Genomic DNA, 25,767 nt, shown 5'->3' with positions numbered 1-25,767 from the left:
AAGGAGTCCTTTCCTCCAGTAGGCTGCCCGGCGTGTGCCCTCGTGGCGCACGCCGGGCATTTGATCACCAACCGGGGAGGAACCGGCGTTGCACATCCAGGAGTGGCTCGAAACAGTACCGGCGGTAGCCGTCTACCTGCTGGTGGGCGGGGTCATCGGACTGGAGAGCCTCGGCATCCCGCTTCCCGGTGAGATCGTCCTGGTCAGCGCCACGTTGCTGGCCGCCACACAGGATCACATCAACCCGTACGTGCTGGGCGCGTGCGCCATCACGGGCGCGATCGTCGGTGACTCCATCGGCTACATGATCGGCCGTAAGGGCGGCCAGCCGCTGCTGGACTGGCTCGGCCGCAAGTTCCCCAAGCACTTCGGGCCCGACCACGTGGCCACCGCCGAGCGGTCCTTCCACAAGTGGGGCATGTGGGCCGTCTTCTTCGGCCGCTTCATCGCGTTCCTGCGGATCTTCGCCGGTCCGCTCGCGGGCGTCCTGAAGATGCCGTACTGGAAGTTCCTGATCGCCAACGTGCTGGGCGGCATCGTCTGGGCCGGTGGCACGGTCGCGGTGATCTACACCGTCGGCAAGGTCGCCGAGGACTGGATCAAGAAGTTCTCCTACGTCGGCCTGGCCGCCGCCGTGGTGTTCGGCCTCGGTTCCCTGCTGGTGATGCGCCTGCGGGCCAAGAAGGCCGCCGCCAAGCGTGCGGAGGCCGAGGCCGAGGCGGCCGTCGCGGGACCGGGCGTCGAGCGGCCCGCCCCCGTGTCCGTCAACGACTGACGACGGCGGCCGGGGCCACGCCCCGCCTGTCCACGGCCCGCCCGGGTGCGCCCCGGGCGGGCCGTTCGCGTTCCCCTACGCGTCCGTGCCGCCCGCCGCCACGTCGCGGTGCTGCTGCGCCAGCTCCAGATACATCGCGGCGTTGAGCCCGATGTGCTCGCGCTCCTCCTCAGTCAACTCCCGCCGGACCTTGGCCGGGATACCCGCGACCAGGGAACCCGGGGGGATCCGCATGCCCTGCGGGACGAGGGCCTGGGCGGCGACCAGCGAACCGGCCCCGATCACCGCGCCGTTGAGGACCGTGGCCCCCATCCCGACCAGCACGTCGTCCTCGACCGTGCAGCCGTGCAGGACGGCGTTGTGACCGACGGTCACCCGCTCGCCGACGCTGACCGGGAACCCGGGATCCACGTGGACCGTGCAGTTGTCCTGGATGTTGCTGTCCGCGCCGAGCGTGATGGGACCGCAGTCCGCCCGCAGCACGGCGTGGTACCAGACGCTCGCGCCCGCCGCCAGCGTCACCTCGCCGATCACCACCGACGTCGGCGCGGTGAACGCCCCCGGGTCGATCCTCGGCTCGTGGCCGCCCACACCCGCGATCAACGCCCGCTCCGCCACCGTCTCTCCTTCTGCCTCACCCGTCATGATCCACACTCAGGGGCACCGTAAGCCACGGGCGCGGAACGCCACCAGAACCTGTCCGGCGGATCCTCGCGGGCGCGCGGCGCCGCTCGCTGATCCACCACGAAGTTCCGCCGGTGCCGGTCAGGCCCGGGCACCTCAGCGGAGCCAGTCGCCGCCGGGCAGCGGTGTGCCGGCGTCGCGCAGCCGCCGGGCCAGGCGGTCCGCGGCGAGGTAGACCCAGGCGCGGACCGTGCCCCCGCCGTCCGGGAGGACCTCGCGGGCGACCCGCTCGTAGAGATTGCGGGGATCCCCCGGTGCGTAACCCTCCAGCGCGTCCAGCGCCGCCAGCAGCTCCGCGTACCGCGCCGGGTCCAGAGTGATCAGGTCGCCGCGGATCAGGTGCTCCCCCGGCCCCTCCGGAGCGCTCACCGCGTACGGGTAGCCCGGGCCCGCGTACAGCACCGCGCCGCGCAGCCGGGCGGGCTCCTCGGCCGTGGTGCGGCCGCGCAGCAGACGATCGTGGTTGCCCTGTCCGGGGCGCAGCGTCCCGTAGACGAAGACGGGCAGCCGCTCGGCGGCCCCGTGCTGCGACGACACCTGTGGGCTCCCTTCGAAGGGCGGGCCGGGGTGCGTCCCCTTGGACAGGCGAGGCCGGACGGTCCGCCGTAGAATCCAAACATGGGAGAGCGGTCGGTCGCGCCCCCCGCCCCCGAACTCGTCGTCGAGGCCGACGGCGGCTCGCAGGTGATGAGTCCGACCCGGACCTACCACGTGGGGCGCGATCCCTTGAGCGACATCGTGCTGCATGATCTTCGGGTCTCATGGCACCACGCGGTGCTGCGCCCTGTCGGGGACCACTGGACGCTCGAGGACAGCGACAGCACCAACGGCACCTACACCGAAGGCCACCGGGTGCGTACGGAGGACGTGGGACCGGGCAGCGTCATCCGGTTCGGCAACCCCGACGACGGCCCGGCCGCACTGCTCAAAGGCGTGGCCCACGCCGCGGGGCGCCCCTCGTCCGTCTCGCTGCCGTCCGCCACGGGCACCTTCCGCAGCCCCACCTCCGTACACCCCTTGCCGAGCCGGACCGTCCGGATCGGCCGCGGCGCCGACAACGACTTCGTCGTCGACGACCTCGTCGTCTCCCGCCGGCACGCCGAACTGCGCGCCACCGCCGACGGCGGCCACGAGATCGTGGACCTCGGCAGCCACAACGGCACCTATCTCAACGGCCGGCCCGTGCAGCGGGCCCGGGTGGACCAGGGCGACATCGTCGGCATCGGCCACTCCGCGTTCTGCCTCGTCGGCGACGAACTCCAGGAGTTCGTCGACACCGGTGAGGTCTCGCTCGACGTCCAGGACCTGCTCGTGCAGGTCGACAAGGGCCGCAAGACCCTGCTGGAGGACGTGTCGTTCCCCGTCGGCGAGAAGAGCCTGCTCGCGGTCGTGGGCCCGAGCGGCGCCGGCAAGTCGACGCTGCTCAACGCGCTCACCGGCCAGCGCCCCGCCGACCGGGGCACCGTGGTCTACGACGGCCGTGATCTCTACCGGGACTACGCCGAGCTGCGGGCACGCATCGGGCTGGTGCCGCAGGACGACATCCTGCACGCCCAGCTGACCGTGCGCCGCGCCCTCGGCTACGCCGCCGAGCTGCGCTTCCCCGGGGACACCGCACAGGCCGAACGGCAGGCCCGGGTGGACGAGGTGATCGGTGAACTGGGCCTTCAGAAGCGCGCCGACCAGCCCATCCACAGTCTCTCGGGCGGTCAGCGCAAACGCGTCAGCGTCGCCCTGGAACTGCTGACCAAGCCGTCGCTGCTCTTCCTCGACGAGCCGACCTCCGGCCTCGACCCGGGCATGGACCGCTCCGTGATGCACATGCTCCGCACCCTCGCCGACGACGGCCGCACCGTCATCGTCGTGACCCACAGCGTCCTCAGCCTGGATGTGTGCGACCGGCTGCTGGTCCTCGCCCCCGGCGGGCGGATCGCCTTCTACGGACCGCCCGACGAGACCCTCGACTTCTTCGGCTACGCCCAATGGCCGGAGGCCTTCGAAGCGTTCGAGGCCGAGGCCGGGCGCGACTGGGCGGGTCAGTTCCGCGCCTCCTCGCACTACCGCCAGTACATCGCGGCGGCCACCGAACAACCCCGGCTGGACGGGGCCCACGCGCCGGAGGAAGCGCCCAAGCCGCCGAAGGCGCAGAGCTGGGGCGCCCAACTGCGCACCCTGGTGCGCCGGTACGCGGCCGCGCTGACCGCCGACCGGACCTTCCTCGCCATCATGATCGCCCTGCCCTTCGTGATGGGCGCGATGGCCCGGGCGCTCGCGGGCAGCAAACTGACCCAGGACTCGGCGATGAACGCGCTGCTCATCCTGTGCGTGGGCGGCGTACTGACCGGAGCCGCCAACGCGGTACGGGAACTGGTGAAGGAGCGGGTGATCTACCAGCGGGAGAGAGCCGTCGGCCTGTCCAGATCCGCGTATCTGATGTCCAAGGTGGTGGTGCTGGGGCTGATCACGGTGGTGCAGGCCGTCGTGCTGACCCTGGTCGCGCTGTTCGGCGTGGACATCAACGCCCCCGGCGGCAAGGGCGTGTTCTTCCCACCGCTCGTCGAGATCGCCCTGGCCGTGGCACTGCTGTCGTTCACCGCCATGATGCTGGGCCTGGTCGTGTCGGCACTGGTGCGCAAGGAGGAGGTCACCATGCCGCTGCTGGTCCTCCTCGCCATTGTCCAGGTCGTCTTCTGCGGGGCGCTGCTGAAGCTGGCCGGGGTGCCCGGCCTGGAACAGCTGGCGTGGCTGGTGCCCGCGCGCTGGGCGCTCGGCGCGATGGCCGGCACGGTCGGGCTGGAGCGGATCGTGCCGGGCAAACTGACCTCCGACCCGCTCTTCGACCACTCGGCGGGCACCTGGCTGATCAACATGGGCATGCTGGTGGTGCTCTCGGTCGTCTTCGGCGTCATCGTCGCGCGACTGCTGCGCCGCCACGAGCCCGCCATCATGCGCAAGTAGCAGGCGGGAGCCTTGATGAACGCAGCGTATCCACCCCAGTCCGTCATCGCGGCCGCCGTGGGCCCGGCCGCCGGCTTCCGTCCGACGCACGTGGTGCCCGGCGACGGCATGCCCACCTGGGAGGCCCCGGACGGGCTGGTGGCGAGCGAGCCGCTGGACGCGCTGCTGCCGGTGCGGCTGCTGGAGCGGCGGGGCGATTGGGGGCAGGTGCTCTGTCTCAACGGCTGGTCCGCGTGGGTCGACGCCCGGCTGCTGCTCCCGGTGCCGCAGGGCCCGCCGTCCGCCGGGCAGCAGCTCGCCCGGACGGCCGACGCGCGGGCCCTGCTGGCCCGGGTCGAGGAGACCGTCGGACGCTACCGCCGGGCGGTGGAGGACCTCGCGGCGGGCCGGACAGACGGGGAGACGTTCCGCGACACCACCCGGGGGCTGCGGATCGGGGCCGTCATCGACGGCGAGGCGATGTGGGTGTACGACGCGGAGCACGACCGCTGGTGCTACTGCGACGGGACGGCGATGGCCACGTTCGCGGTGCCGGGGACCGAGGACGCCGAGGGGGCAGGGAGCGAGCCGGGCGCCGGTGCGGGAGAGGCCGACGGACCCGGTGCGCCGCCGACCACCGTGTTCGGTGACCGCTGATGGCGGGCCCCGACGACCGTACGCGCGGGGACGTGCCGATCGGCCGGCAGTCCGACCTCATCGGCCGGCAGATCGCCGCCTACCGCGTGCAGGGCGAGATCGGGCGCGGTGGCATGGCCGTCGTCTACCGCGCCCAGGACCTGCGGCTCGGGCGGACGGTCGCGCTCAAGCTGCTGGCTCCGGAGCTGGCGCGCAACGACACCTTCCGGCAGCGCTTCGCCCACGAGTCGCGGGTCGCGGCGGCCATCGACCACCCCAACATCGTGCCGGTGTTCGAGGCCGGGGAGACCGAGGGCGTCCTCTTCATCGCCATGCGCTACGTGGCGGGCCAGGACCTGCGGGCGCTGCTGGACCGGACCGGCCGGCTGCCCGTCGTCGACGCCTGCCGCATCGGCCTCCAGGTCGCCTCCGCCCTGGACGCCGCCCACGCGCACGACCTGGTGCACCGGGACGTCAAGCCGGGCAACATCCTCGTTGCGGAGGGCACCGACAGCGACCACCCCGAGCATGTGTACCTGACCGACTTCGGGCTGACGAAGAAGTCGCTGTCGCTGACCGGCTTCACCACGGTGGGCCAGTTCGTCGGCACCCTCGACTACGTCGCGCCCGAGCAGATCTCGGGCAAGCCGGTCGACGGCCGCTGCGACGTCTACAGCCTGGCCTGCGTGGTGTACGAGATGCTGACCGGCGGCCCGCCCTTCCAGCGCGACGACGACATGGCGTTGCTGTGGGCGCACCAGAACGACCCGCCGCCCCCGGTCTCCGAGCACCGCCCCGACCTCGGCCCGGCCGTCGACGAGGTGCTGATGAAGGCCCTCGCCAAGGCGCCCGAGGACCGTTACGACACCTGTCTGGAGTTCGTCAGCGCCCTGCGCCGGGCCGGTACGGGCGCGGTGCCCGAGGAGCCCCCGCCCGTGCGGGGACACGAGCCCACCCGGGTCGATCCGCGGCCCGCGGGAGCGCCCCCGGTGCGGACACCCCCGCCGCACCCGCCGCGCTGGGCGGCGCCGGTCTTCCCCGACGCCACCCGCCGATAGCCCGGCCGGTACCGAAACGGCCGGTACCGATCAGCGCCCGTCAGCGCCCGTCAGCGCCTGTCAGTGCCTGTCAGGGTCCGGCGTCGTCTCGCCGCGCCGCCGGACCCGGGCGGTGAACAGGCCGCCCAGGAAGCCCGCGACCAGCCCCCACAGCAGGCCGACGCCCACCAGCAGCCACAGCCGGGGCCGCAGCAGCACCTCACCGCCGAGCGCGTCGAGGTCGCCGATGCCGAACACCGACAGACCGAAGCGGGCCGAGATGCGGGTCAGCAGTCCCACGACGAGCAGGGTGACCGCCGCGGCGATCCCGAGCCGCACGGCGTGCTGCCACGGCCGGGTACCGGCCGGTGACCGTACGGCCATGAGCAACCCGGCGGCCAGCAGCGCGACCGCCGCGAGGACCACCAACAGCCAGGCCCGCCCGTCCTGTTCCGCGAGCGCGCCCAGATCCACCGTGCCGGTGGCCTCGCCGTCGCGCTGACGCAGCACCGCCGCCAGGGCCCTGGGCACGGGCAGGCCGATGGGATTGGGCACCCTGCCCTCCCACGCGCCGCCGAGCCCCACGCCGAAGGCGAGCCACACCAGGTTGGGCAGCCCGAGCAGCAGGACGGCCGCGGTCTGGTCCGGGTGCTCGCGGGTGAAGAGCATGACCACACCGATGACCAGGCCGAGGGCGACATAGGCCAGCAGGACGATCAGCATCGCGAACGCGGCGGGCCGCACCGAGTCCTGGAACCGCAGCAGCCGCGGCGGGAGCGGCGTCTTGCGGGACACCGCCGACGCCACGGCGAGCAGCACCAGCAGCCAGAGCAGCCCGAACCCGAGGGTGGAGCCCACGGCCGCCCGGAAACCGACGGACGGGGTGGCGCCGAGGAGGTCGCCGATGTCGTCGAGGGCCTCGTCACCCAGGCTGATCCGGAAGGTGTGCCGCGCGCTGAGCGCCACGATCAGCAGGGCCAGCAGCCACAGCACGGCCGTACGGGCGACCCGCGCGAGCAGTTGGGGCCCGCTCACCACCGCGTGGTGGCGCAGCGGCAGCAGGAAGACCACGGCGATCGCCAGGGCACCGGCCAGGGTCACCGAGAGGGGAACGACGTTCAGCCCGCCGCCCGATTGGGCGATCGGGCCCGCGCCGCCCGACAGCCGCACCGTGCCGCCGACGGCGGTGACCACGGTGGCGGCGACCACGTGGGGGAACGCGCCGCCCGGCAGGGTCGACGCGCCCGCCGCCCACAGCCCGAGCGCGGCGACGACGAACAGGGCGACGATCCCGGCGGCCACGGTGGCGAGGGCGTCCCGCCAGGCCCGTACCTCGTCGAGCGCCCTGCCCGGCGCGGACCTTGGGGGCTGGCTGCTCAACGCTGACTCCGGTGGGTCTCGGGGGTCTCGGTGGGTCCCGGCGGGGCGGTGCGGCTCGCGGTGTCTCCCAACGTACGCACGGGGGCGCCGGGCCGCCCGCCCGCGAGGGCGGTCGGGGGACCCGCACCCCTGGTGCGCGCTCCCGCTTGCGGGCGGCGTGGATCCCGTACACACAATGAGCGGAGCGAAAACAGATAAAAACGACCGATATGCGGAAGGGGGAGCGGGGCGGAGGACGTCCCGGCTCCCGTGCGATCCGACTGCATCCGGCTCGATCCGCATCACCGTCAATGCCTGGGAGAAGGGCCGTGACTTCCGAACCGCCGTCAGGAAAACCCCCCACCGGCCCGCCGTCCGGACCGCTGTCCGGCCAGGGCTCCGAGCCCGCGCCCTCCGGGTCGTCGCACCGGCCGACGGAGCCGGGCCGGCCCGCGGCGCCGCCGCCCGGCGGCTCGGGAGGCGGGTATGGCCCGTCTGGTCCCTCTGGTCCCTCTGGTCCCTCCGGTCCCTCTGGTCCGTCCGGTCCCGGGCAGCCGCCGGGGCCGCCCCCCGGCGGTCGCGGGGGGACCGGCGGCGGCCGTCCTCCCTGGTGGCGGTCCGCCCCGCGGGTCGCCCTCGTCGCCGGCGCCCTGGTCACGGCCATCGCGCTCGGCGTCTTCTTCGCCCGGCCGGGTGGCGGGGGAGGGGAGGTCTTCCTCCAGGCGGCGGCCGCCGAGGGCCCCGACCCCTACTCCAAGTCGACGGCGAAGCAGTCGGACACCGGCGGGGCCAAACCCCCGGACCCGCCCGCCGACGGAGGGCGGAACCCGTCGTTCTCGGGGTCCACGCAGGGCCTCTACGGCGGCACCCAGAACGTCGCGGCCTGCGACGTCGAGAAGCAGATCAGGTACCTGACCGAGAATCAGGACAAGGGGCGCGCCTGGGCGCAGGCCGCGGGCATCGAGCAGGGCCGGATCCCGGAGTATCTGCGCGGGCTGACGCCCGTACAGCTGCGCTACGACACCCGGGTCACCAACCACGGCTACCGCGACGGCGCCACCACCAGCCGTCAGGACGTCCTGCAGGCGGGTACGGCCGTGCTGGTCGACGACCGCGGTGTGCCGCGGGTGCGCTGCGCGTGCGGGAACCCGCTGAAGGAGCCGGTGGCCATCAAGGGCGACGTCAAGCCCAAGGGCCAGGCGTGGCCGTCCTACCAGGACAAGAAGTCGGTGGTGGTCCAGCGGTCCACCACGGTCATCAACATCTTCTGGATCTACGATCCGCGCACCGGTGAGTGGATCAAGCGGTACCGCGGGGACTCGACGGGAGCCAAGGACGTGCCCGCCCCGCCGCCCGGCGGTGGCGCGTCCCCCGGGACGTCCTACGGGAGCGACACACCGTCGTCCGACGAGTCGGCGCCCGCACCGGGCTCCTCGCCCCCGACGGGCGGCACGACCGACGGCCCCGGCGGCCCGCCCTCGGAAGGCCCGGCGTACTGAGGCGGGACCGAGGCGGAACATGCCTGCGGCCGACGCGTTCACGCGTCGGCCGCAGGCATGTCTTCCCCGGGGGCGGCCAGGTCAGCCGCTCGCGAGGAGGACCGTGCCGACCAGGGCCAGGCCGGCGCCCGCCGCCTGCACCGCGCGCAGCCGTTCGCCCAGGCCGCGCGCGGCCAGCGCGGTCACCACGGGGTAGAGCGAGGCGAGGACGGCGGCGACGGTGACCGGTCCGCTCTGGGCGGCGATGCTGTACGTGCCGTTGGCGGCCACGTCCGCGAGGCCGACGAAGGCGAGCGCCGGCAGTGCCGCGCGGATGACGCCCCCGCCCTCGGCGGGCAGCACCGGATTGCCGCGCCGCGCGGACGCGAACAGTGCCGCGCCACCGACCATCACGTTGCAGACGCGCTGGACGAACAGGGCGAGGAACAGCCCGGTCAGGGTGTGCGACGCCTCGGCGATCAGTGCCATCACCGAACCGAAGCCGAACGCCGCGACGAGGGTGAGCACCAGCGTCTGCCGCTGCACGGGCGCGCCGCCGAACCCCGGGCCGCTCGCGAGGACGACACCGGCCACGGCGACCACGATGCCCGCGATCTGGAGCAGCCCGGGCCGTTCGCCGATCACCAGGCCCACCCCGACCGGTACGGCGACACCGCCGAGCGCGCCGAGCGGTGAGACGACCCCCATCGGCCCGAGGGCCAGCGCGCGGTAGAAGCAGAGCATCGCCGCGGGGCCCACCACACCGGCCGCCACCGCGTACCACAGCCGCGGTCCGGCCTCGGACCAGCCGCCCGTGGCGACGACGACCGCGCCCAGCACGACCACGGCCAGCAGCTGCGAGACGACGACCACGGTGAGAGCGGGGATGCGACGGGTCAGCATGCCCCCGCCGAAGTCGGCAAGCCCCCAGAGAAGGGCGGTTGCCAGGGCGAAGACCGCTGTCATGGGGGAAACCTCGCAGTACAGTGTGATGAACGGTGGGGTCCAGCACACCGTAGTTCAACTTATTGAACTCTGTCACTCAAAATATTGTCACTCGCGATAGGGGACGGTCCGTGACGGACCTCGACCAGCTCACGCAGTCGCTCGCCCGCAACCTCAAGCGCTGGCGCGCCGAGCGGCACTTCACGCTCGATGCCCTGGCGGCCCGCTCCGGGGTGAGCCGAGGCATGATCATCCAGATCGAGCAGGCCCGTACGAACCCGAGCGTCGGCACGACCGTGAAGCTGGCCGACGCCCTCGGCGTCAGCATCACCACCCTCCTCGACCAGGACCAGGGCGCGCTGGTGCGGATCGTCCCCGAGGCCCAGGCGGTGCGCATGTGGTCCAGCGAGGCCGGCAGCCACACCACGCTCCTCGTCGGCGCCGAGGCGAGCGGACCGCTGGAGCTGTGGGACTGGCGGATCGTCCCCGGGGACGGCAGCGACTCCGACCCCCACCCGCCCGGCACCGTCGAACTCCTGCGGGTGACCGCCGGTGTGCTGACGCTCGTCGTCGACGGGCAGGCGCACACCGTGCCCGCCGGTACGTCGGCGACCTTCGACGCGGGCGCCCCGCACGCCTACCGCAACGACGGCGCCGAGACCGTCGAGATGACGATGGCGGTGGCCATCCCGCCCGCGCGGTGACCCGCCCTGTCCCCCCCGCTCCACCCGGTGGGACGGCCGCACGAGCGGGCCGGGGAGCCCTGCTGGCTTGGCGCGTGTGAGCACCCCGATGGACGCCTTCGACGATGTCCGCCCCGCCGCCGAGGCCCTGGACCTGCTGGTCGGCCCGGTGGCCGCCGCCGTCCGCGACTGGCGCGGCTCCGTACCGGCCGAGCAGCTGCTCCACGTCGACACCGATCCGGAACGTGCCGACACCGCCGTCCTCGTGGAGCACTACGGCGCCGGGCTGCTGGAGCAGTCCGCGAACTGCGTCGTCGTCGCGGCCAGGCGTGGCGGCACGACCACGCTCGCCGCCTGCCTCGTGCTCGGCCACACGCGCGTGGACGTCAACGGCGTCGTCCGCCGGCACCTCGGCGCCCGCAAGGCCTCGTTCGCGCCCATGGACACCGCGCTCGGCGCGACGGGCATGGAGTTCGGCGGCGTCACCCCGATCGGACTGCCCGCCGACTGGCCGGTGCTGGTGGACGCCGCCGTCGCCGACGCCCCGTACCTGCTCATCGGCAGCGGCAGCCGCCGGGGCAAGCTGATCGTCCCCGGCAAGGCGCTCGCGGAACTCCCCGGCGCCACGGTCCTCGCGGGGCTCGGCGTCTGACCGTTCGGGCCCGGCGCCGCGGACAGCGCGGCTGACCCGCCGTCTCGTCCTCAATCGCCGGACGGGCTGCGAAAGCAGCCCGTCCGGCGAAGGACACCGCCGTGCAGCCGAGGTGCACACCCGCCCCCGGCCGGGCGGACCTCAGCGCAGTCGCGGGATCTCGATCGCCGGACACCGGTCCATCACCATGTCCAGCCCCGCCGAGCGCGTCCGCTCGTACGCCTCCTCGTCGATGACCCCCAGCTGGAACCAGACCGCCTTCGCACCGATCGCGACGGCCTCGTCCGCGACGGAGCCCGCGAGCTCGGAGCGGAGGAAGACGTCCACCACGTCGACGGGGAAGGGCACCTCGGACAGGGAGCGGTATCCCTGCTCGCCGTGCACCGTCTCGGCCTTGGGGTGCACGGGTACGACGCGCTTGCCGTACCGCTGGAGCACCTCGGCGACGCCGAACGCCGCGCGCTGCTCGTTCGTCGACAGACCGACCACCGCCCAGGTGTCGCCGGTCCGCTCGATGATCTTCCGGATGATCCCCGCCTCTGCGTACATGCCCGCTCAACGAGCGGCCCGCACTGATCATTCCCGCGGTTCCCGCCCCGGTCACGGCGCCGCATAGGGTGGTGGAATGCAAGAGCAGTACCGGACGGTCGCGCGCGAAGGCGTGCACGAGATCGAGATCAACAAGTCGCGCTTCCTCTGCGCGCTCGCGCCCGCCGCGACCGAAGAGGAGGCGCAGGCCTTCATCGCGCGCGTCCGCAAGGAGCACCCCACCGCCCGCCACCACTGCTTCGCCTACGTCCTGGGCGCCGACGGCTCCGTCCAGAAGGCCAGCGACGACGGCGAGCCCGGCGGCACCGCCGGGGTCCCCATGCTGCAGATGCTGCTCCGCCGCGAGGTCCGGTACGCCGTGGCCGTCGTCACCCGCTACTTCGGCGGCGTCAAGCTCGGCGCTGGCGGGCTCATCCGCGCCTACGGCGGGGCCGTCGGCGAAGCCCTCGACACCCTCGGCACCGTCACCCGGCAGCGCTTCCGCCTCGCGACGGTCACCGTCGACCACCAGCGGGCCGGGAAACTGGAGAACGAGCTGCGGGCGACCGGCCGCGCGGTGCGCGAGGTGACCTACGGCTCCGGGGTGCGCATGGAGATCGGACTGCCGGAGGCGGACGTCGAATCGTTCCGCGCCTGGCTGGCGGACACCACGGCGGGAACGGCCGGCTTCGAGCTGGGCGGCGAGGCGTACGAGGACGCCTGACCCGGCGGGGCCCCGGGGCCGACGCGCGGCGGGCCCCGTTCCGTCCGGAGCCCATGTGGCGGGTGTCCACATCGAGTACCGTGCTGGGTCGGTGTCGGATCGGAGCGCGGAGGAACGGAAAGCATGCAGGCCGGAGCCCCGCGTTGAGAATGCTGCACACATCGGACTGGCACCTCGGCCGGTCCTTCCACCGCGTGGGCCTGCTGGAGGCCCAGCGCGCGTTCATCGACCACCTCGTCGACACCGTGCGCGAGCAGCGGGTCGACGTGGTCCTCGTCGCCGGTGACGTCTACGACCGGGCCGTGCCGCCGCTCACCGCCGTCGAGCTGTTCGACGACGCCCTGCACCGGCTCGCCGACCTCGGTGTACCCACCGTGATGATCTCCGGGAACCACGACTCGCCCCGCCGTCTCGGCGTCGGCGCGGGCCTCATCGAGCGGGCCGGCATACATCTGCGCACCGCACCGGCCGCCTGCGGCACCCCCGTCCTCCTCGCCGACGCGCACGGCGACGTCGCCTTCTACGGTCTGCCCTACCTCGAACCCGCCCTCGTGCGCGAGGAGCTCGGCGCCCGCCGCGGCAGCCACGCCGCCGTGCTGGAGGCCGCGATGGACCGGGTCCGGGCCGACCTCGCCACCCGGCCCGCCGGCACCCGGTCCGTCGTCCTCGCCCACGCCTTCGTCGCCGGTGGCGCCGAGAGCGACAGCGAGCGCGACATCACCGTGGGCGGCGTCGCCGCCGTGCCCGCGGCCGTCTTCGACGGCGTCGACTACACCGCGCTCGGCCACCTCCACGGCTCCCAGACGATCACCGAGCGCGTCCGTTACTCCGGCTCCCCCCTCGCGTACTCCTTCTCCGAGACCGACCACCGCAAGACCATGTGGCTGATCGACCTCGACGCCGCAGGGGCGGTCACCGCCGAGCGGCTCGACTGCCCCGTGCCGCGCCCGCTCGCCCGCATCCGCGGCCGTCTCGACGACCTCCTCGACGACCCGCGGCTGGAGCGCCACGAGCAGGCATGGGTCGAGGCCACGCTCACCGACGCGCACCGCCCCCAGGAGCCCATGGCCCGGCTCGCCCGGCGCTTCCCGCACGTGGTGAGCCTCGTCTTCGAACCCGACCGGGCCCCCGAGGACCCGCTCGCCTCCTACGCCCAGCGGCTGCGGGGCCGCACCGACCGGCAGATCGCCGAGGACTTCGTGGCCCATGTGCGCGGCGGCCGGGCCGCCGACGAGGCCGAGGCCGCCGTGCTCACCACCGCGCTCGACGCCGTCCGGCTGGCCGGGACCGAGACCGTCCGCGAGGAGACCCGATGAGGCTGCACCGGCTCACCGTCACCGCCTTCGGCCCCTTCGGCGCCACCCAGCACATCGACTTCGACGAACTGTCCGCCGCCGGACTGTTCCTGCTGCACGGGCCCACCGGCGCGGGCAAGACGTCCATCCTCGACGCGGTCTGCTACGCCCTCTACGGCACGGTCCCCGGCGCCCGCCAGGGCAGCGGACTGACCCTGCGCAGCGATCACGCGGAGCCGGGCACCCCCACCGAGGTGATGCTCGACCTCACCGTCGGCGGACGCCGCCTGGAGATCACCCGCCGGCCCGAGCAGCCACGCCCCAAGAAGCGCGGCACCGGAGTCACCCGCGAGAAGGCCTACAGCGCGCTCCGCGAGCACAAGGACGGCCACTGGCAGGGCCTCAGCCGCTCCCACCAGGAGATCGGCGAGGAGATCAAGCAACTGCTCGGCATGAGCCAGGAACAGTTCTGCCAGGTCGTCCTCCTGCCTCAGGGCGACTTCGCCCGCTTCCTGCGCGCCGAGGACGCCGCCCGCGGCAAGCTGCTGGGCAAGCTCTTCGACACCGGCCGCTTCGCCGCCGTCGAAGCGCACCTCGCCGAACTGCGCAGGGCCGCCGAGAAGCAGGTCACCACCGGCGACGAGCGGCTGCTCGCCCTCGGCCACCGGATGCGGCAGGCCGCGGCCGACCCGTCGCTGCCCGAGGTCGGCACGCCCGCGCCCGCGACCGTGGCCCCGCCCGGCACGCGGCCGCCCCGCGCCGTGTCCGTACCGGCGCAGCGCGCCGCGGAGCCGCCCCTGGCGCCCGGCGCCCCCGGACTGGCCGAGGCCGTCCTGGAATGGGCGGCCCTCGCCCGCAGCAACGCCCGCGAGCGCCGTGACATCGCCGCGGCCGCCGCCCGGGCCGCCGAGGAGGCCCACCGCGCCGCACGGGAGGAAGCCGACGCGGTACGCGAACGGGACCGCCTCCAGCGCCGCCACGCCGACGCCCGGCAGCGGGCCCTCGCCCTCGAAGAGCGGCGCGAGGAGACGCGGCGGGTGCGCGAGCGGCTGGACCGGGCCCGCGCCGCCGAGTCCGTCGCCCCCGTCCTGGAGCTCCGCGAACGGGTCGAGCGCGCCCACCGCGACGCCGTCACCGCCGAAGCCCGGGCGCGACGGGAGCTGCCGGCCGAGCACGCCGACAGCGGGTCCGAGACGCTGGCGGCGCTGGAGCGGCGGCTCCACGAGGAACTCGGCTCGCTCGCGGGCGCCCGCCGCGCCGAACAGCGGGCCGCCGAGATCGCCGCGGAACGCGCGACCCTCGCACGCGACGCCCGCCTGGACGAGGACACCCTCACCGACACGGCCGACTGGCTCGCCGGCTGGGAGAGTCGGCGAGCCGCCCACGAGCAGCGCGTCGAGACCGCCCGGGAGGCGGCCACCCGGGCCGCCCGCCTGGAGGGCGAGCTGGCCCCCGCCCGGCAGCGGCTCGGCGCCGCCGTCGAACGCGACCGCCTGGCCCGCCAGGTCGAGGACGCCGAGGAACGGCTGCGCGGCGCCCGCGAACGGGCCAACGAGGCCCGTGAGCACTGGCTGGACCTCAAGGAACGCCGGCTGCTCGGCTTCGCCGCCGAGCTGGCCGCCGAACTCGGTCCGGGCGAGGCGTGCAAGGTGTGCGGCTCCACCGAGCACCCCGACCCGGCGCGGACCGCGGCAGACCACGTGGACCGCACCGACGAGGAACGCGCCCTGGAGACCTCCCGGCGGGCCGACGCCGCACGCGAGGAGACCGACCGGCGGCTGCACACCCTGCGCGAGGCCCTCGCCACCGCCACCGCCGCGGCGGGCACGGCCACCGTCGCCGAACTTGCCGCCGCCGCAGAGGACGTCCTGCGCGCCTTCACCGAGGCGCGGGACGCGGGCTCGGGCGCCCACGCCGCCCGCGAGGCGCTGGAGCGCGCCGAGCGCGAGTACGAGCTGCGCCGGGAGGAACACCAGGCCGCGCAACTGCGCAGCTCCGCCCGCACGGCCCACCGGGAGCGCCTCGACGCCCAACTGGCCGCGCTGGAAGAGGAGTTGACCCAGGCGCGTGGCGGTGCCGCGACCGTCGCGCAGCGCGCGACGCTGCTGGAGCGGCAGCTCGCGTCCCTCGCCGAAGCGGCCGGGACCGTACGGGCGGCACAGGACGCGGCGACGCGTCTGAAGGAGGCCGACGCCCGCCTCGCCGACGCCGCCTACCGCGCGGGCTTCGACACCCCCGAGGGCGCGGCCGACGCGCTCCTGACCGCCGCCGAGCAGCGGGAGCTGCAACACCGCCTCGACCGGTGGCAGCGGGAGGAGACCGAGGTCGCCGCCCAGCTGGCCGACCCGGCCGCCGCGGACGCCGCCGCGCTTCCCCCCGCCGACCCCCGGGCCGCGCAGGAAGCCGCCGACACCGCCACCCGCGCCCTGCAGCGCGCCTCTGCCGAGGACGCCGCCGCCCGCACCCGCTGCACGGAACTGGACCGGCTCTCCGCACAGGCCACCGCCGACGCGCACCGGCTCGCGCCCCTGCGCGAGGAGCACCACCGGGTGGCGTCCCTCGCCTCACTGGCCGCCGGCACCTCCGCGGACAACGAGCGCAAGATGCGCCTGGAGTCCTACGTGCTCGCCGCCCGCCTCGAACAGGTCGCGGCCGCCGCCACCGCCCGCCTCCAGCGCATGTCCGGCGGCCGCTACACCCTCGTCCACTCCGACCAGCGCACCGGCGGCCGCGGCCGCTCCGGCCTCGGCCTGCACGTCATCGACTCCTGGACCGGCAGCGAACGCGACACCGCGACCCTCTCGGGCGGCGAGACGTTCTTCGCCTCGCTCTCCCTCGCCCTCGGCCTCGCCGACGTCGTCACGGACGAGGCGGGCGGCATGCGGCTCGACACGCTCTTCATCGACGAGGGCTTCGGCAGCCTCGACGAACAGACCCTGGACGAGGTCCTCGACGTCCTCGACTCCCTGCGCGAGCGGGACCGCACGGTCGGCATCGTCAGCCACGTCGCCGACCTGCGTCAGCGCGTCCCGGCGCAGCTCCAGGTCGTCAAGGACCGCACGGGCTCGGCCGTGCGGCACCGCACGGCGGCGCTCAGCGGCTGAGCGCCCGGCGGGCCAGCGGCGACGAATAGACGATGCTGGTGGTCACCGAGCCGAGCGCGCCGATCCGGCCCGCGACCTCCTCCAGGTGCCGCATCGACCGCGCGGCCACCTTGATGACGAAACAGTCGTCGCCGGTCACATGGTGCGCCTCCAGGATCTCCGGCGTCGCGGCCAGCAGATCGTGGAAAGGCTTGTAGTTCCCGTTCGGATAGCGAAGCCGCACGAAGGCGAGGACGGGCAGCCCCAGCTTCTCGGGATCCACGACGGCGGTGTACCCGCCGATGATCCCCGCCTCCTCCAGCCGCCGTACCCGCTCGGTCACGGCGCTGGAGGACATGTTCACGGTGCGCGCCAACTCGGCGAAGCCCGCGCGCCCGTTGCTCTGCAGGGCGTCGAGGATGCGCCAGTCCGTGGCGTCGGGGGAATAGCCGGTCATGGGCGATGTCTAGCAGTGAAATCCCCGGATGAACAGGGTTTTTGTCGTGGATCACACATGCCGTGACGCGATGGGCCGGGGGCTTTGATCTCTGTTCCCGCGGAGGCGGGGGAGCCGGGGACTGCCGCGACCGCCCGCGTCGGTCAGCCCGACGCGGCGGCCAGGATCACGTCCACGAGCCTGTCCGCCGCGTCCGGCCGCCCGTGCGCCCGGGCCCGCTCCGCCATCGCCGCTCGCCGCATGGGATCGGTGAGGAGCGGGCCCACCGCGTTGCGAAGGCTTTCCGCGGTCACCTCACCGAGCAGGGCGACGGCAGCCCCGGCGTCCTCCAGGTGCCGGGCGTTGTGCGCCTGCTCGTTCCCCGCCGAGGAGGCGAGCGGGACGAACACCGCCGGCTTGCCCAGCGCGGTCAGTTCGGCGAGCGTTCCGGCACCGCTCCGGGAGACCACGACGTCAGCGAGCGCCAGGACGTCGGGGAGCTCGGGGCCGACGAACCCGGCGAGGTAGTACCGGCCCCACAACTCCGGCGGCAGGGCCGCCACGTGCTGCCGCAGGCCGTCGACGTTGGCCGGCCCGCACTGGTGGATCACGTTCGCCCGCCCCAGCAGCCACGGCAGCGCATCCCGCACGACGTCGTTGATCTGCTGGGACCCCTGCGCGCCGCCGGTGACGTACACGGTCGGCAGACGCCGGTCGAAGCCGTACAGCCCCAGCGCCTGCACCGCCTTGTCCGGATGCCCGGTCAGCACCTCGGGGCGGATCGGATTGCCGGTGACGACCGCGGCACCCCGCACCGACTCCGGCAGGAGCGGCAGCGACGACTCCGACGACACCGCGATGCTCGTCGCCGAACTCGCCAGCTTCCGGTTGGCCAGGCCCAAGCGCACCGTCTGCTCGTGGAGCACCAACGGTCGGCGGCACATGCGGGCGGCCAGTCCGGCGGGGACGGCCACGTACCCGCCCGTGGCGAGCACCACGTCCGGCTCGAAGTCGGAGACGATCTTCCGTGCCTGGGCCACCCCGAGCGGCACCTTGGCCATGTCCCGGACGTTCGCCGGGCTCACCATCTTGAGCGGGTTGCTGGAGCGGCGGATCTTGCCCGTGGCCACGGTCGTGAACGCGATGCCCTCGGCCGGTGCCACCCGGGCCTCGAGGCCGTCCGCCGTGCCGATCCACAGGACCTCCAGCGCCCGGCCGTCAGCCGCCAGCCGGTGCTGCAACGCCCGGATCGCGGTCAAGGCGGGATACGTATGGCCCCCGGTACCTCCTCCCGTGACGATCAGGCGGAAGGTGCGAGAGAAAGAAGCAGCGCTGTTCACCTGGCGCACCCTACTGGCTGCCCGTCCTCGGTACGCGCCGGGGGACAGGCGGGCGTGAGCGACCCTTCGATCACGCGAGCTTTCGGCAACCCACACGATCAAGGCACCCATGCCCGCCCACCCGCGAAAAGGCTGCCCCGCGCTACTGCTTCGCCGGGGCATCCGGCAGCACGCCGGAGATCCGCAACAGCTTGCCCTCCCGGTTGCTGACGTAGATCAGGCCCTTGTCGCGGTCCAGCCCGACGCCGCAGACCGAGCCGAGATTCTCGGCCACCGTGCGCTGAAGACCCTTGTTCTCGCCGTCGGCCACCACCACCTCATTCAGCTTGCCGCCGGTGTAGGAGACGTAGGCGTTGTCCGCGCCGTCCAGCGCTACGCGGATACTGTTCCCGAGATTGGTGGCCACGGTCTGCGGGGTGGCCTGTGGGGTGCCGTCCTTCGCCTTCAGGTCGACCTCGTAGAGCCCGCCGAGGTCGTACTGGCCGACGTACGCCTTGTCCCCGGCCAGCGCTACTCCGGCGGCCCTCGGCACGTCCCAGGTGCGCTTTTTCTCCGCCCGTTCGCCGCTCAGGTCGAACTCGGTCAGCTTTCCGCTGTTGACGTCGGTGACATAGGCCTTCTTGCCCGGCAGGTCCAGCGCGACGCCGTACGCGGCCATGCCGTTGGCGGCCGTGACCGGGGAGACAGAACGGTCGGACAGGTTCACTGTGAACAGGCCCTTGCCGCCGTATTCGGCGACGTAGGCCTTGTTGCCCGGGAGGTCCAGCGCCACATCGTTGACGTAGCCCAGCCCCTCCACCTCCCAGTCCTTTTTGCCGTCGGCGAGGTCCACCTTGTACAGCTTGCCGCCGTTGTAGTCGGCGACGTACGCCTTTTGGTTCCCCAGATCCAGCGCGAGGCCCTCGGCCCTCCCCAACCCGGAGGCGAACTCGACGGAATCCACCTTCGAGCCCTCTTGCTCCTGGCCGTCACCCTTGTGAAGAGGGTGCTGCTTCAGATCGAACTCAAGCGTCTCCAGCTCGAAGACCTCGTGCACCCCGGCGAGGGTCGAAACGACCTCGGCCTCCCCCTTTTGTGTGAACGGCTTGCCGTCGTCGGTCAAGGTGAAAGCCTCCGTGGGCGTACCGGTCTCGCCGAGCTTCCATGCGATCACCTCGGAGTATTTCGGCTCCTTGGCCTGTGGGCCGTCCGGGCGGGTTTCCTTGACCTCCACCGGCTCGGGGTAATACAAAGCGACCCACCCGCCGAAGGAGACAGGGAATTCGTAGTCGAACCTCCGCACCTGACGTCGCTGCGTGGCCAGGACATCCACCCGGCTGCCGACGTTCCCGCTCAGCGTGGACGATGTTTTGAACGCAGTGGTCAGCGAACCGCTGACGGAAGCAGTGATCCCGAGCATCAGCTGTGCCGACACTTCCCCGGTGCCGGTGGCGGTACTCGTGGCTGTGGTCGTACTGGTCATTTGCGACTGAGACTCTGCGTCGACGCCCTGATTGTCCTTGCTGTTCTTCAGGGTGACCTTCTCGGACTGGTTCATCGCCATGCTCTTCTGCAGTTGCTGCTGAAGCGACGCGGTGGCTTTTGCTCCGAAGGTGAGCTGCACCTGCCCCTGGAGTGACCAGCTGATGGTGTTCGAGATCGAGAACTCGACCGTGTGTTCCCATTTCATGGGGACAGGGTCGGTGCGATTGATGTACGTCTGCTTGGAGATCACGTCGGGCGGGGGCTGCGCGATGTCGCCTCGCTCTTCGATGAGCGGTACGCCCACCGTCATGTAGGCGAGCCACCCGCGCTGGTGTGCCGTCTCCTCCTCCTTGGGGAATTTTTCGAATCGCCTTTTGTTCAAAGAGAACCCGATAGGGGCGATCTTCCGCTCGTTTCCGTCCTTCGTCTTCTTCTCGGCCTTCCGCTTCAGTTTTTCCTTGTCCCGATCCAGAATGGCAGCGGCCTTCTCGGCGATTTGAAGCTCGTCCAGGTTTCGCCCTGTCAGCGGGTGGCGAATGAATCGTTCGCCAAGATGAGCCTTGCTCACGTTGTTTTTGGTGGCGCCACCCATGGCCCTCAGCCTCCTTGCGTCGCAGAACTGAACGATGTGGCACTGGTGGTGTGTGATCCGTTACTGGTCAAGGGTGGGGCGGGCCCTCACCACCTGACGGACCCATCGGGATTCCTCTGGACGTTTTTGACCTTTTCGTGGTTGTCCTTCCTCAGGTCTTTTCGCTCTTCGTCACTGATCTTCGGCTTGTCTTCGTCCTTGATCTCCGCCTTCACCTTTTTGAATGCCTCGTCCTTGGTCGAAGAGGCCATATCGGATGTCGTTTGGGGGTCTTCGCTGGCTTTTCGCTGATCGGCGGCTGCCGTCCGGGTGTTCTTGAACAGCGGAGTGATGAAGTCGTTCACGATGCGGAGCGCCTCGGGCGACGTCTCGCGAATGATCTTCGGGTCCCGCGTCACTTCGGGAATGTCGTCGTAGAGCTCCGGATCGACGCCTTCCCGTTCGGGCCGGAAGCCGGGGACTGTTTCATGGACTTTCCGGGCGGACTCTTCGGCGGACTTCGCTTCGTTTCCGCCGCCGTCGAAAATGTTCTTAAAAGACATGAGCCTCTCTCCCGATCCTCTCGGCGGAGCCGTACACATCGGCGATCTTCATATGTTTGCCTACCCGTCCGCTGATCGGTCCATGTTTTTGGTCCGCCGTGACGGCTGAAATTGATCCCCGATTGGTTTTCGATTGAGGGATTGTTGAAATTGACCCCGCCTGTCACCTGCAGTGACCGGCTCGGAAAGGCCGCTTCAGGCGTTATCGAACTGCAGATTGAGTTCAGTCCTGGCCAACGCGGTGGCGCCCAAAGAGAGGCTCTGCGGCTGTGGGTCATTGCGGCCCTGGGGCCGAGTGCGGGTCCGAACTCGCCCCGTCACGGCGTCGGCCGCGCCGACTGGGGAATGCCCGGCCATGGGCGGCATCCCGCAGTGGAATCCTCGGCAGAACAGGGATTTCGCCGGGGAAGTGCTGTTCACGGCGGCGATCATGGACCGTAGATTTTTGGTCATGACCACCACGACTTCCTCGCTCCCGCAGCCCGCCCGGACCGGCACCCCCGTGCTCAGCCCCGTCCTCACCACGCCGCCCGCGGCCCCCGTCGACGCCGCTGCCTACTTCGCCGCCCGCCTCGCCTTCCACACCGACGTCGCCGATGTGCACGCCTCCCTGGCCGCCGGGGCCACGGACTTCGTGGTCGTCGACTCGCGCAGCACCCCCTCCTGGGACCAGGGGCACATCCCGGGCGCCGTGCACCTTCCCACGGCCCAGATCTCGCGGCTCGCGGCCGAGTTCCTCGATCCGGCCGTCCCCGTCGTCGTCCACTGCTGGGGTCCCGGGTGCGACGGTGCCACCCGCGCGGCCCTCGCGCTCGCCCGCCTCGGCTACCGCGTCAAGGAGATGATCGGCGGCATCGAGTACTGGATCCGCGAGGGCTACGCCGTCGACACCTGGGAGGGTCCCCGGCAGCTCCCGGCCGACCCGCTGACCGCTCCCGTCGACTCGGACGACTGCGGCTGCTGAGCCGGGGCCCCAGGCCCCTGCCGCCGCCGGTACCGGACCGGTACCGTGGAGCAATGCCGGCACTCAACGTGGAATTCACCGAACAGGAACTCGCGGACATCCGCGAGGCCGCCGCCGCCGACGGCAAGAGCATCAAGGCGTATGTGCACGACCTGTCCGTGCGCGAGCAGCAGCGCCGCCGCTTCGTGGAACGGGCCGCGAAGTTCTGGAACGAGAACATGGCCGAGTTCGACGCGGCCTTCCCCGAGGAGGCCCCGCCGTCCGCGGGGCGGGGCGCGGCGGCCTGATGGCTCTGCTCATCGATCTGCCCTGGCTCCTGGGCGTACAGGAGCAGAAGCTGCACGAGGAGCCCGCCGTGCACGACTACACGGCGCTCCACGCGGCCGTGTCCCGGCACGCCTTCGACGTGGCGCGGTTCGACTACCGGCCCGACGCCGCCTGGCGGGCCGCCGCCCTGATGCACACGCTCGTCCGGCTCCAGCCGCTGCCCGTGCGCAGCAGCCTGTACGCGTGCATGGTCGTCGTGGCGTACATGGCCGCCGCCGGCGAAGGCATCGACCCGCCGTACGGGGCCGTCGTCGACCTCGCCCGGGACATCAAGGAGTTCCGCGTCGAGGTGTACGAATGCGCCGAGCGGATCCGGGCCTGGCGCATCTGAGCCGTCCCGGGGACCGGCGCCGGCCGGCGCCGTCAGAGCATGGACGTCGCCGGCACCAGGCGTGCGGTGATCACGAGCGTGCCTTCCTCGATCTGGTAGTCCAGCGGCAGATCCAGGGCGCGCATCGCCGCGACCATCCCCGTGTTCGAGGCCTGGGTCACGGCGTAGACGCTCTCGCACCGTGCCTCCCCGGCCAGTGCCACCAGCCGGCCGAGCAGCTCGGCGCCCACGCCCCGCCGCTGCCAGTCGTCCTCGACGAGGAGGGCGACCTCGGTCTCGTCGCCGTCCCACAGCAGATGGCCGAGGGCGACGAGACGGCCGGAGGCGGTGTACGCGGCCAGGGTGCGGCCGAAGCGCGGGCTGAGGAGGTGGCGCAGATAGCGGTCGGCGTCACCCATCGGCCCGTGATAGCGCAGGGCCAGCGTCGCGGGGGAGCAGCGGTCGTGCATCTCGCGCGCCGCGACGAGGTCGCCGGGGCCGGCCCGGCGGACGGTGATGGCGTTGCCCTCGGGCAGCGTCAGCACATCGCTGCGCGGCGGCACGCGCGGACCGAGCCGCGCGTCCAGCTCCACCAGCGCGCGGGCGCGGGCGAACTCCGTGGGCGTGAACGGCAGATACGGGCGCTCGATGGTGATCGATCCGCCGGACGGGTCGCGCAACCGCATCACTGTCTCCTCCCACACCCCTTCCCCGGGCACCGCCTCCGTGGGGGTGCCGCTGCGCGGTGAGCGCGCCGGGATCGAGTGGATCGTGCACCGGCCGAGCAACTGCCTGAGTGCCAGCGGGAGTTCGGAGGCGTCGAGCGCGGTGCGGGTGGCGAGGTTCAGTACCCGGGTCGGGGCGTCCACGAGGTCGTGGGCGTCCGCCCGCTCCAGCCAGGTGCCGCTGCCGCCGCCGGTGGCGACGGCCTGGGTCAGCACACCGGGCGGCAGTGCCGCCGGGGCACGCAGCAGCAACTCGTCGACGGTGCCGTCGGCCAGCGGGTGGGTCTGGAGGGCGAGGATGTCCACGCGGTGGTGCGCCAGCGCCTGGCACAGCGCGGCCAGGCTGCCGGGCTCGTCGCGCACGGTGGTGCGCATCCGCCACAGCGTCGTCGCCCCCGTGTCCGCCTGCGGGCGGGGCCCGGAGGCGGCGGCCGGGGTACGTCCGGCGCCCCGGGGCTCGTCCGCCACCGGTGGGGGAGCGGGGTGGTGCCGCCGGGCCCACCAGGTGTGGAAGCCGGTCGTCGCCAGCAGGGCGGCGGCGGAGGCGACCAGCAGGGTGGGGCCGTCGGGGCCGTGCACGACGGTGTTGGCCACGGAATCGGCGGCGGCCACGGCGGTGAACAGGGCGGCCAGTTCGACCAGGTCCCGCCGCCAGTGAGGGGGCCGGTGAGCGCGCTTCGCGGGGGTCTCGTCGGTCATGCCACCACCCTGGCCCAGCGGTGTTGCGTGATCACGAACGTCCTGTGACCGATGGGTTAAGGGCGCTTGCGGGCTCTTCCGTGCGAAGCGCCCGTTTTCCGCCGCGGCCTGATTTCTCCCTGCCGCGCACTCGCCCGCGCGGCGGTCTCAGCTGGTGCCCGCGCCGGACCCCAGGTCCTTCAGCGCGTCCTCCACGGCCCGGTGGAACGTCGGATACGCGTAGATCATGTGCCGCAGCGACGCGACCGGCACCTCGGCCCGGACCGCCACCGCCAGACCGTACAGCACCTCGCCGCCCGCCGGACCCGCCGAGGTCGCGCCGACCAGCACTCCGCGGTCGGCGTCCTCGACGAGTTTCACCAGGCCCTCGTTGCCGGCCTTGTGGATCCAGCCGCGCGCCGAGGACGGCACCCGTGAGAGGCCCGTCCGCACCCGCAGCCCCTTCTCCCGGGCCTGTTTCTCCGTCAGGCCCACCGCGCCGATCTCCGGGTCGGTGAAGGTGACGCGCGGCAGGGCGCGGTAGTCGGCGTCGGGGCCCGGCTCGCCGAGCACCGCCCGGACGGCGATGTCCGCCTCGTACATCGCGACGTGGGTGAACGCCCCGTGCCCGGTCACATCGCCCACGCCCCACAGCCCCGGCGCCGCCAGCAACTGCCCGTCGACCGCCAGCGCCCGTGCCTTCGGGTCGAGGCCCACGGTCTCCAGGCCCAGTCCGGCGAGGTCCACCCGACGGCCCGTGGCGACCAGCAGCCGCTCGGCGGTCAGCTCGTCGCCGTCCTCCAGCGTGACCGTGAAGGTGTCACCGGTGTGCCGCACGCGGCTCGCCCGCGCCCCGGTCCGAAGGGTCAGGCCCTCCTCGCGCAGCACTCCGGCCAGCAGCTCCCCGGCCTCCGGCTCCTCGACGGGGATCAGGGCGTCGAGGGCCTCCACCACGGTGACGCGGGTACCGAAGCGGGCGTAGACCTGCGCGATCTCCACACCGATCGCGCCGCCTCCGAGCACGAGCAGGGAGCGCGGCGGCTCCTTCGCGGCGACCGCGTCCCGGTTGGTCCAGTACGGCACGTCGGCGAGACCGGGCACCGGTGGGATCTGCGGGCGGGTGCCCGTCGCGAGCACCACACCGCGCCGGGCGTGAAAGGCCTCGGTCCCCCCGTCGTTCCCCGTCACCTCCACCCGGCCCGGCCCGGTGAGCCTGCCGCGCCCGCGCGCCAGCCGGCCGCCCTTGCCGGTGAAGCGGTCGGCGGCGACGTGGTCGTCCCAGTCGTCGGTGGCCTCCTCGCGGATCCGGGCGGCCACCGGCCCCCAGTCCGCCGTGACCTCGGCGGATCCCGCCATACCGGGCACGCGCCGCGCCTCCGCCAGCAGATTCCCGGCGCGGATCATCATCTTGCTGGGCACGCACCCCCAGTACGGGCACTCGCCGCCGACCAGCTCCGCCTCGACGCCCACCACGCTCAGCCCGGCCTCGGCCAGGCTGCCCGCCACCTGCTCACCGCCCGGCCCCATACCGATGACGACGACATCCACCTGCTCGGCCATGGCGCAGCGCCCC

At 72.7% G+C, this 25,767-nt stretch carries 24 protein-coding genes; 13 read left to right on the top strand and 11 right to left on the bottom strand.

Translation table 11 applies throughout. The features are described 5' to 3' along the window. The first annotated feature begins 88 nt into the window (after window positions 1-88). Window positions 89-775 (top strand): DedA family protein, encoded by a 687-nt coding sequence (locus tag JO379_RS05525; protein WP_209514167.1) that lies wholly within the window; start codon window positions 89-91, stop codon window positions 773-775. A 75-nt stretch (window positions 776-850) separates the two neighbouring features. Here the strand turns inward: JO379_RS05525 and JO379_RS05520 are convergent, their stop codons facing one another. Further along, window positions 851-1,420, bottom strand: coding sequence for a gamma carbonic anhydrase family protein (locus JO379_RS05520; protein WP_209514165.1), 570 nt, complete (start codon window positions 1,418-1,420; stop codon window positions 851-853). Window positions 1,421-1,555: 135 nt separating this feature from the next. After that, window positions 1,556-1,996 (bottom strand): gamma-glutamylcyclotransferase family protein, encoded by a 441-nt coding sequence (locus tag JO379_RS05515; protein WP_207303836.1) that lies wholly within the window; start codon window positions 1,994-1,996, stop codon window positions 1,556-1,558. A gap of 81 nt (window positions 1,997-2,077) precedes the next feature. Between JO379_RS05515 and JO379_RS05510 the strand changes: the two genes are divergently transcribed. From JO379_RS05510 to JO379_RS05500, 3 genes are read left to right on the top strand one after another with little or no spacing between them, the layout of a single operon-like run. After that, window positions 2,078-4,417, top strand: coding sequence for an ABC transporter ATP-binding protein/permease (locus JO379_RS05510; protein WP_209514163.1), 2,340 nt, complete (start codon window positions 2,078-2,080; stop codon window positions 4,415-4,417). A gap of 15 nt (window positions 4,418-4,432) precedes the next feature. After that, on the top strand, window positions 4,433-5,053 hold the full coding sequence (locus tag JO379_RS05505; protein WP_130876603.1) for an SH3 domain-containing protein: 621 nt from the start codon (window positions 4,433-4,435) through the stop codon (window positions 5,051-5,053). Continuing rightward, window positions 5,053-6,090, top strand: a complete 1,038-nt coding sequence (locus tag JO379_RS05500) for a serine/threonine-protein kinase (RefSeq protein WP_130876602.1) — start codon at window positions 5,053-5,055, stop codon at window positions 6,088-6,090. Before JO379_RS05505 ends, JO379_RS05500 begins: the two co-directional genes overlap by 1 nt. Before the next feature lie 60 nt (window positions 6,091-6,150). Here JO379_RS05500 and JO379_RS05495 read toward each other — a convergent pair whose 3' ends face one another. Then, window positions 6,151-7,449: a streptophobe family protein gene (locus tag JO379_RS05495; RefSeq protein ID WP_209514161.1), complete on the bottom strand. Its 1,299-nt coding sequence runs from the start codon at window positions 7,447-7,449 to the stop codon at window positions 6,151-6,153. A gap of 308 nt (window positions 7,450-7,757) precedes the next feature. On the opposite strand from JO379_RS05495, the gene JO379_RS05490 reads away from it, so the two are divergent. Continuing rightward, complete coding sequence (locus tag JO379_RS05490) at window positions 7,758-8,927, top strand: DUF6777 domain-containing protein (RefSeq protein ID WP_209514159.1); 1,170 nt, start codon at window positions 7,758-7,760, stop codon at window positions 8,925-8,927. Window positions 8,928-9,008: 81 nt separating this feature from the next. Here the strand turns inward: JO379_RS05490 and JO379_RS05485 are convergent, their stop codons facing one another. Beyond that, window positions 9,009-9,872 (bottom strand): EamA family transporter, encoded by an 864-nt coding sequence (locus tag JO379_RS05485; protein ID WP_209514157.1) that lies wholly within the window; start codon window positions 9,870-9,872, stop codon window positions 9,009-9,011. Between the two features lie 110 nt (window positions 9,873-9,982). On the opposite strand from JO379_RS05485, the gene JO379_RS05480 reads away from it, so the two are divergent. Together JO379_RS05480 and JO379_RS05475 are read left to right on the top strand one after the other, a co-directional pair. Next, window positions 9,983-10,555 (top strand): helix-turn-helix domain-containing protein, encoded by a 573-nt coding sequence (locus JO379_RS05480; protein ID WP_130876598.1) that lies wholly within the window; start codon window positions 9,983-9,985, stop codon window positions 10,553-10,555. Window positions 10,556-10,643: 88 nt separating this feature from the next. After that, a complete protein-coding gene (locus JO379_RS05475) occupies window positions 10,644-11,186 on the top strand; it encodes a YbaK/EbsC family protein (RefSeq protein ID WP_209518538.1) in 543 nt (180 codons plus the stop codon). A 141-nt stretch (window positions 11,187-11,327) separates the two neighbouring features. Here JO379_RS05475 and JO379_RS05470 read toward each other — a convergent pair whose 3' ends face one another. Then, window positions 11,328-11,735, bottom strand: a complete 408-nt coding sequence (locus JO379_RS05470) for a CoA-binding protein (protein WP_130876597.1) — start codon at window positions 11,733-11,735, stop codon at window positions 11,328-11,330. Between the two features lie 76 nt (window positions 11,736-11,811). On the opposite strand from JO379_RS05470, the gene JO379_RS05465 reads away from it, so the two are divergent. The 3 genes from JO379_RS05465 to JO379_RS05455 all read left to right on the top strand — a co-directional run bounded on the left by JO379_RS05465 (window position 11,812) and on the right by JO379_RS05455 (window position 16,837). Further along, complete coding sequence (locus JO379_RS05465) at window positions 11,812-12,438, top strand: YigZ family protein (protein ID WP_130876596.1); 627 nt, start codon at window positions 11,812-11,814, stop codon at window positions 12,436-12,438. A gap of 143 nt (window positions 12,439-12,581) precedes the next feature. Next, the gene (locus JO379_RS05460; RefSeq protein ID WP_130876595.1) at window positions 12,582-13,754 is read left to right on the top strand and encodes an exonuclease SbcCD subunit D; all 1,173 of its coding nucleotides are present in this window, start codon (window positions 12,582-12,584) and stop codon (window positions 13,752-13,754) included. Further along, window positions 13,751-16,837, top strand: coding sequence for an AAA family ATPase (locus JO379_RS05455; protein ID WP_209514155.1), 3,087 nt, complete (start codon window positions 13,751-13,753; stop codon window positions 16,835-16,837). Before JO379_RS05460 ends, JO379_RS05455 begins: the two co-directional genes overlap by 4 nt. Here the strand turns inward: JO379_RS05455 and JO379_RS05450 are convergent. The 4 genes from JO379_RS05450 to JO379_RS05435 form a co-directional block, all read right to left on the bottom strand. Next, window positions 16,827-17,273, bottom strand: a complete 447-nt coding sequence (locus JO379_RS05450; RefSeq protein ID WP_130876593.1) for an Lrp/AsnC family transcriptional regulator — start codon at window positions 17,271-17,273, stop codon at window positions 16,827-16,829. The two genes, JO379_RS05455 and JO379_RS05450, sit on opposite strands and share 11 nt — an antisense overlap. Window positions 17,274-17,416: 143 nt before the next feature. Beyond that, a complete protein-coding gene (locus tag JO379_RS05445; protein WP_242625926.1) occupies window positions 17,417-18,592 on the bottom strand; it encodes a UDP-N-acetylglucosamine--N-acetylmuramyl-(pentapeptide) pyrophosphoryl-undecaprenol N-acetylglucosamine transferase in 1,176 nt (391 codons plus the stop codon). 142 nt (window positions 18,593-18,734) lie between these two features. Further along, window positions 18,735-20,648: a YncE family protein gene (locus tag JO379_RS05440; RefSeq protein WP_130876591.1), complete on the bottom strand. Its 1,914-nt coding sequence runs from the start codon at window positions 20,646-20,648 to the stop codon at window positions 18,735-18,737. 86 nt (window positions 20,649-20,734) lie between these two features. Continuing rightward, a complete protein-coding gene (locus JO379_RS05435) occupies window positions 20,735-21,190 on the bottom strand; it encodes a hypothetical protein (RefSeq protein ID WP_209514153.1) in 456 nt (151 codons plus the stop codon). Window positions 21,191-21,635: 445 nt separating this feature from the next. Here JO379_RS05435 and JO379_RS05430 point away from each other — a divergent pair, with 445 nt between their 5' ends. The 3 genes from JO379_RS05430 to JO379_RS05420 are packed head-to-tail and all read left to right on the top strand — an operon-like array spanning window position 21,636 to window position 22,812. Next, window positions 21,636-22,154: a rhodanese-like domain-containing protein gene (locus tag JO379_RS05430; RefSeq protein ID WP_372449134.1), complete on the top strand. Its 519-nt coding sequence runs from the start codon at window positions 21,636-21,638 to the stop codon at window positions 22,152-22,154. A gap of 53 nt (window positions 22,155-22,207) precedes the next feature. Further along, window positions 22,208-22,441 (top strand): hypothetical protein, encoded by a 234-nt coding sequence (locus JO379_RS05425; RefSeq protein ID WP_130876588.1) that lies wholly within the window; start codon window positions 22,208-22,210, stop codon window positions 22,439-22,441. Further along, complete coding sequence (locus JO379_RS05420; protein ID WP_130876587.1) at window positions 22,441-22,812, top strand: toxin Doc; 372 nt, start codon at window positions 22,441-22,443, stop codon at window positions 22,810-22,812. The genes JO379_RS05425 and JO379_RS05420 overlap by 1 nt, the downstream gene beginning before the upstream one ends. Before the next feature lie 32 nt (window positions 22,813-22,844). Here the strand turns inward: JO379_RS05420 and JO379_RS05415 are convergent, their stop codons facing one another. After that, entirely contained in the window at window positions 22,845-24,215 is a 1,371-nt protein-coding gene (locus JO379_RS05415) for a GNAT family N-acetyltransferase (RefSeq protein ID WP_130876586.1), read from the bottom strand. Window positions 24,216-24,362: 147 nt separating this feature from the next. Continuing rightward, window positions 24,363-25,754, bottom strand: a complete 1,392-nt coding sequence (locus tag JO379_RS05410; protein ID WP_130876585.1) for a dihydrolipoyl dehydrogenase family protein — start codon at window positions 25,752-25,754, stop codon at window positions 24,363-24,365. Window positions 25,755-25,767 lie beyond the last annotated feature (13 nt).

Source organism: Streptomyces syringium (genome assembly GCF_017876625.1).
Classification (GTDB): domain Bacteria; phylum Actinomycetota; class Actinomycetes; order Streptomycetales; family Streptomycetaceae; genus Streptomyces; species Streptomyces syringius.
This window is presented reverse-complemented; position numbering and strand designations above follow the sequence as displayed.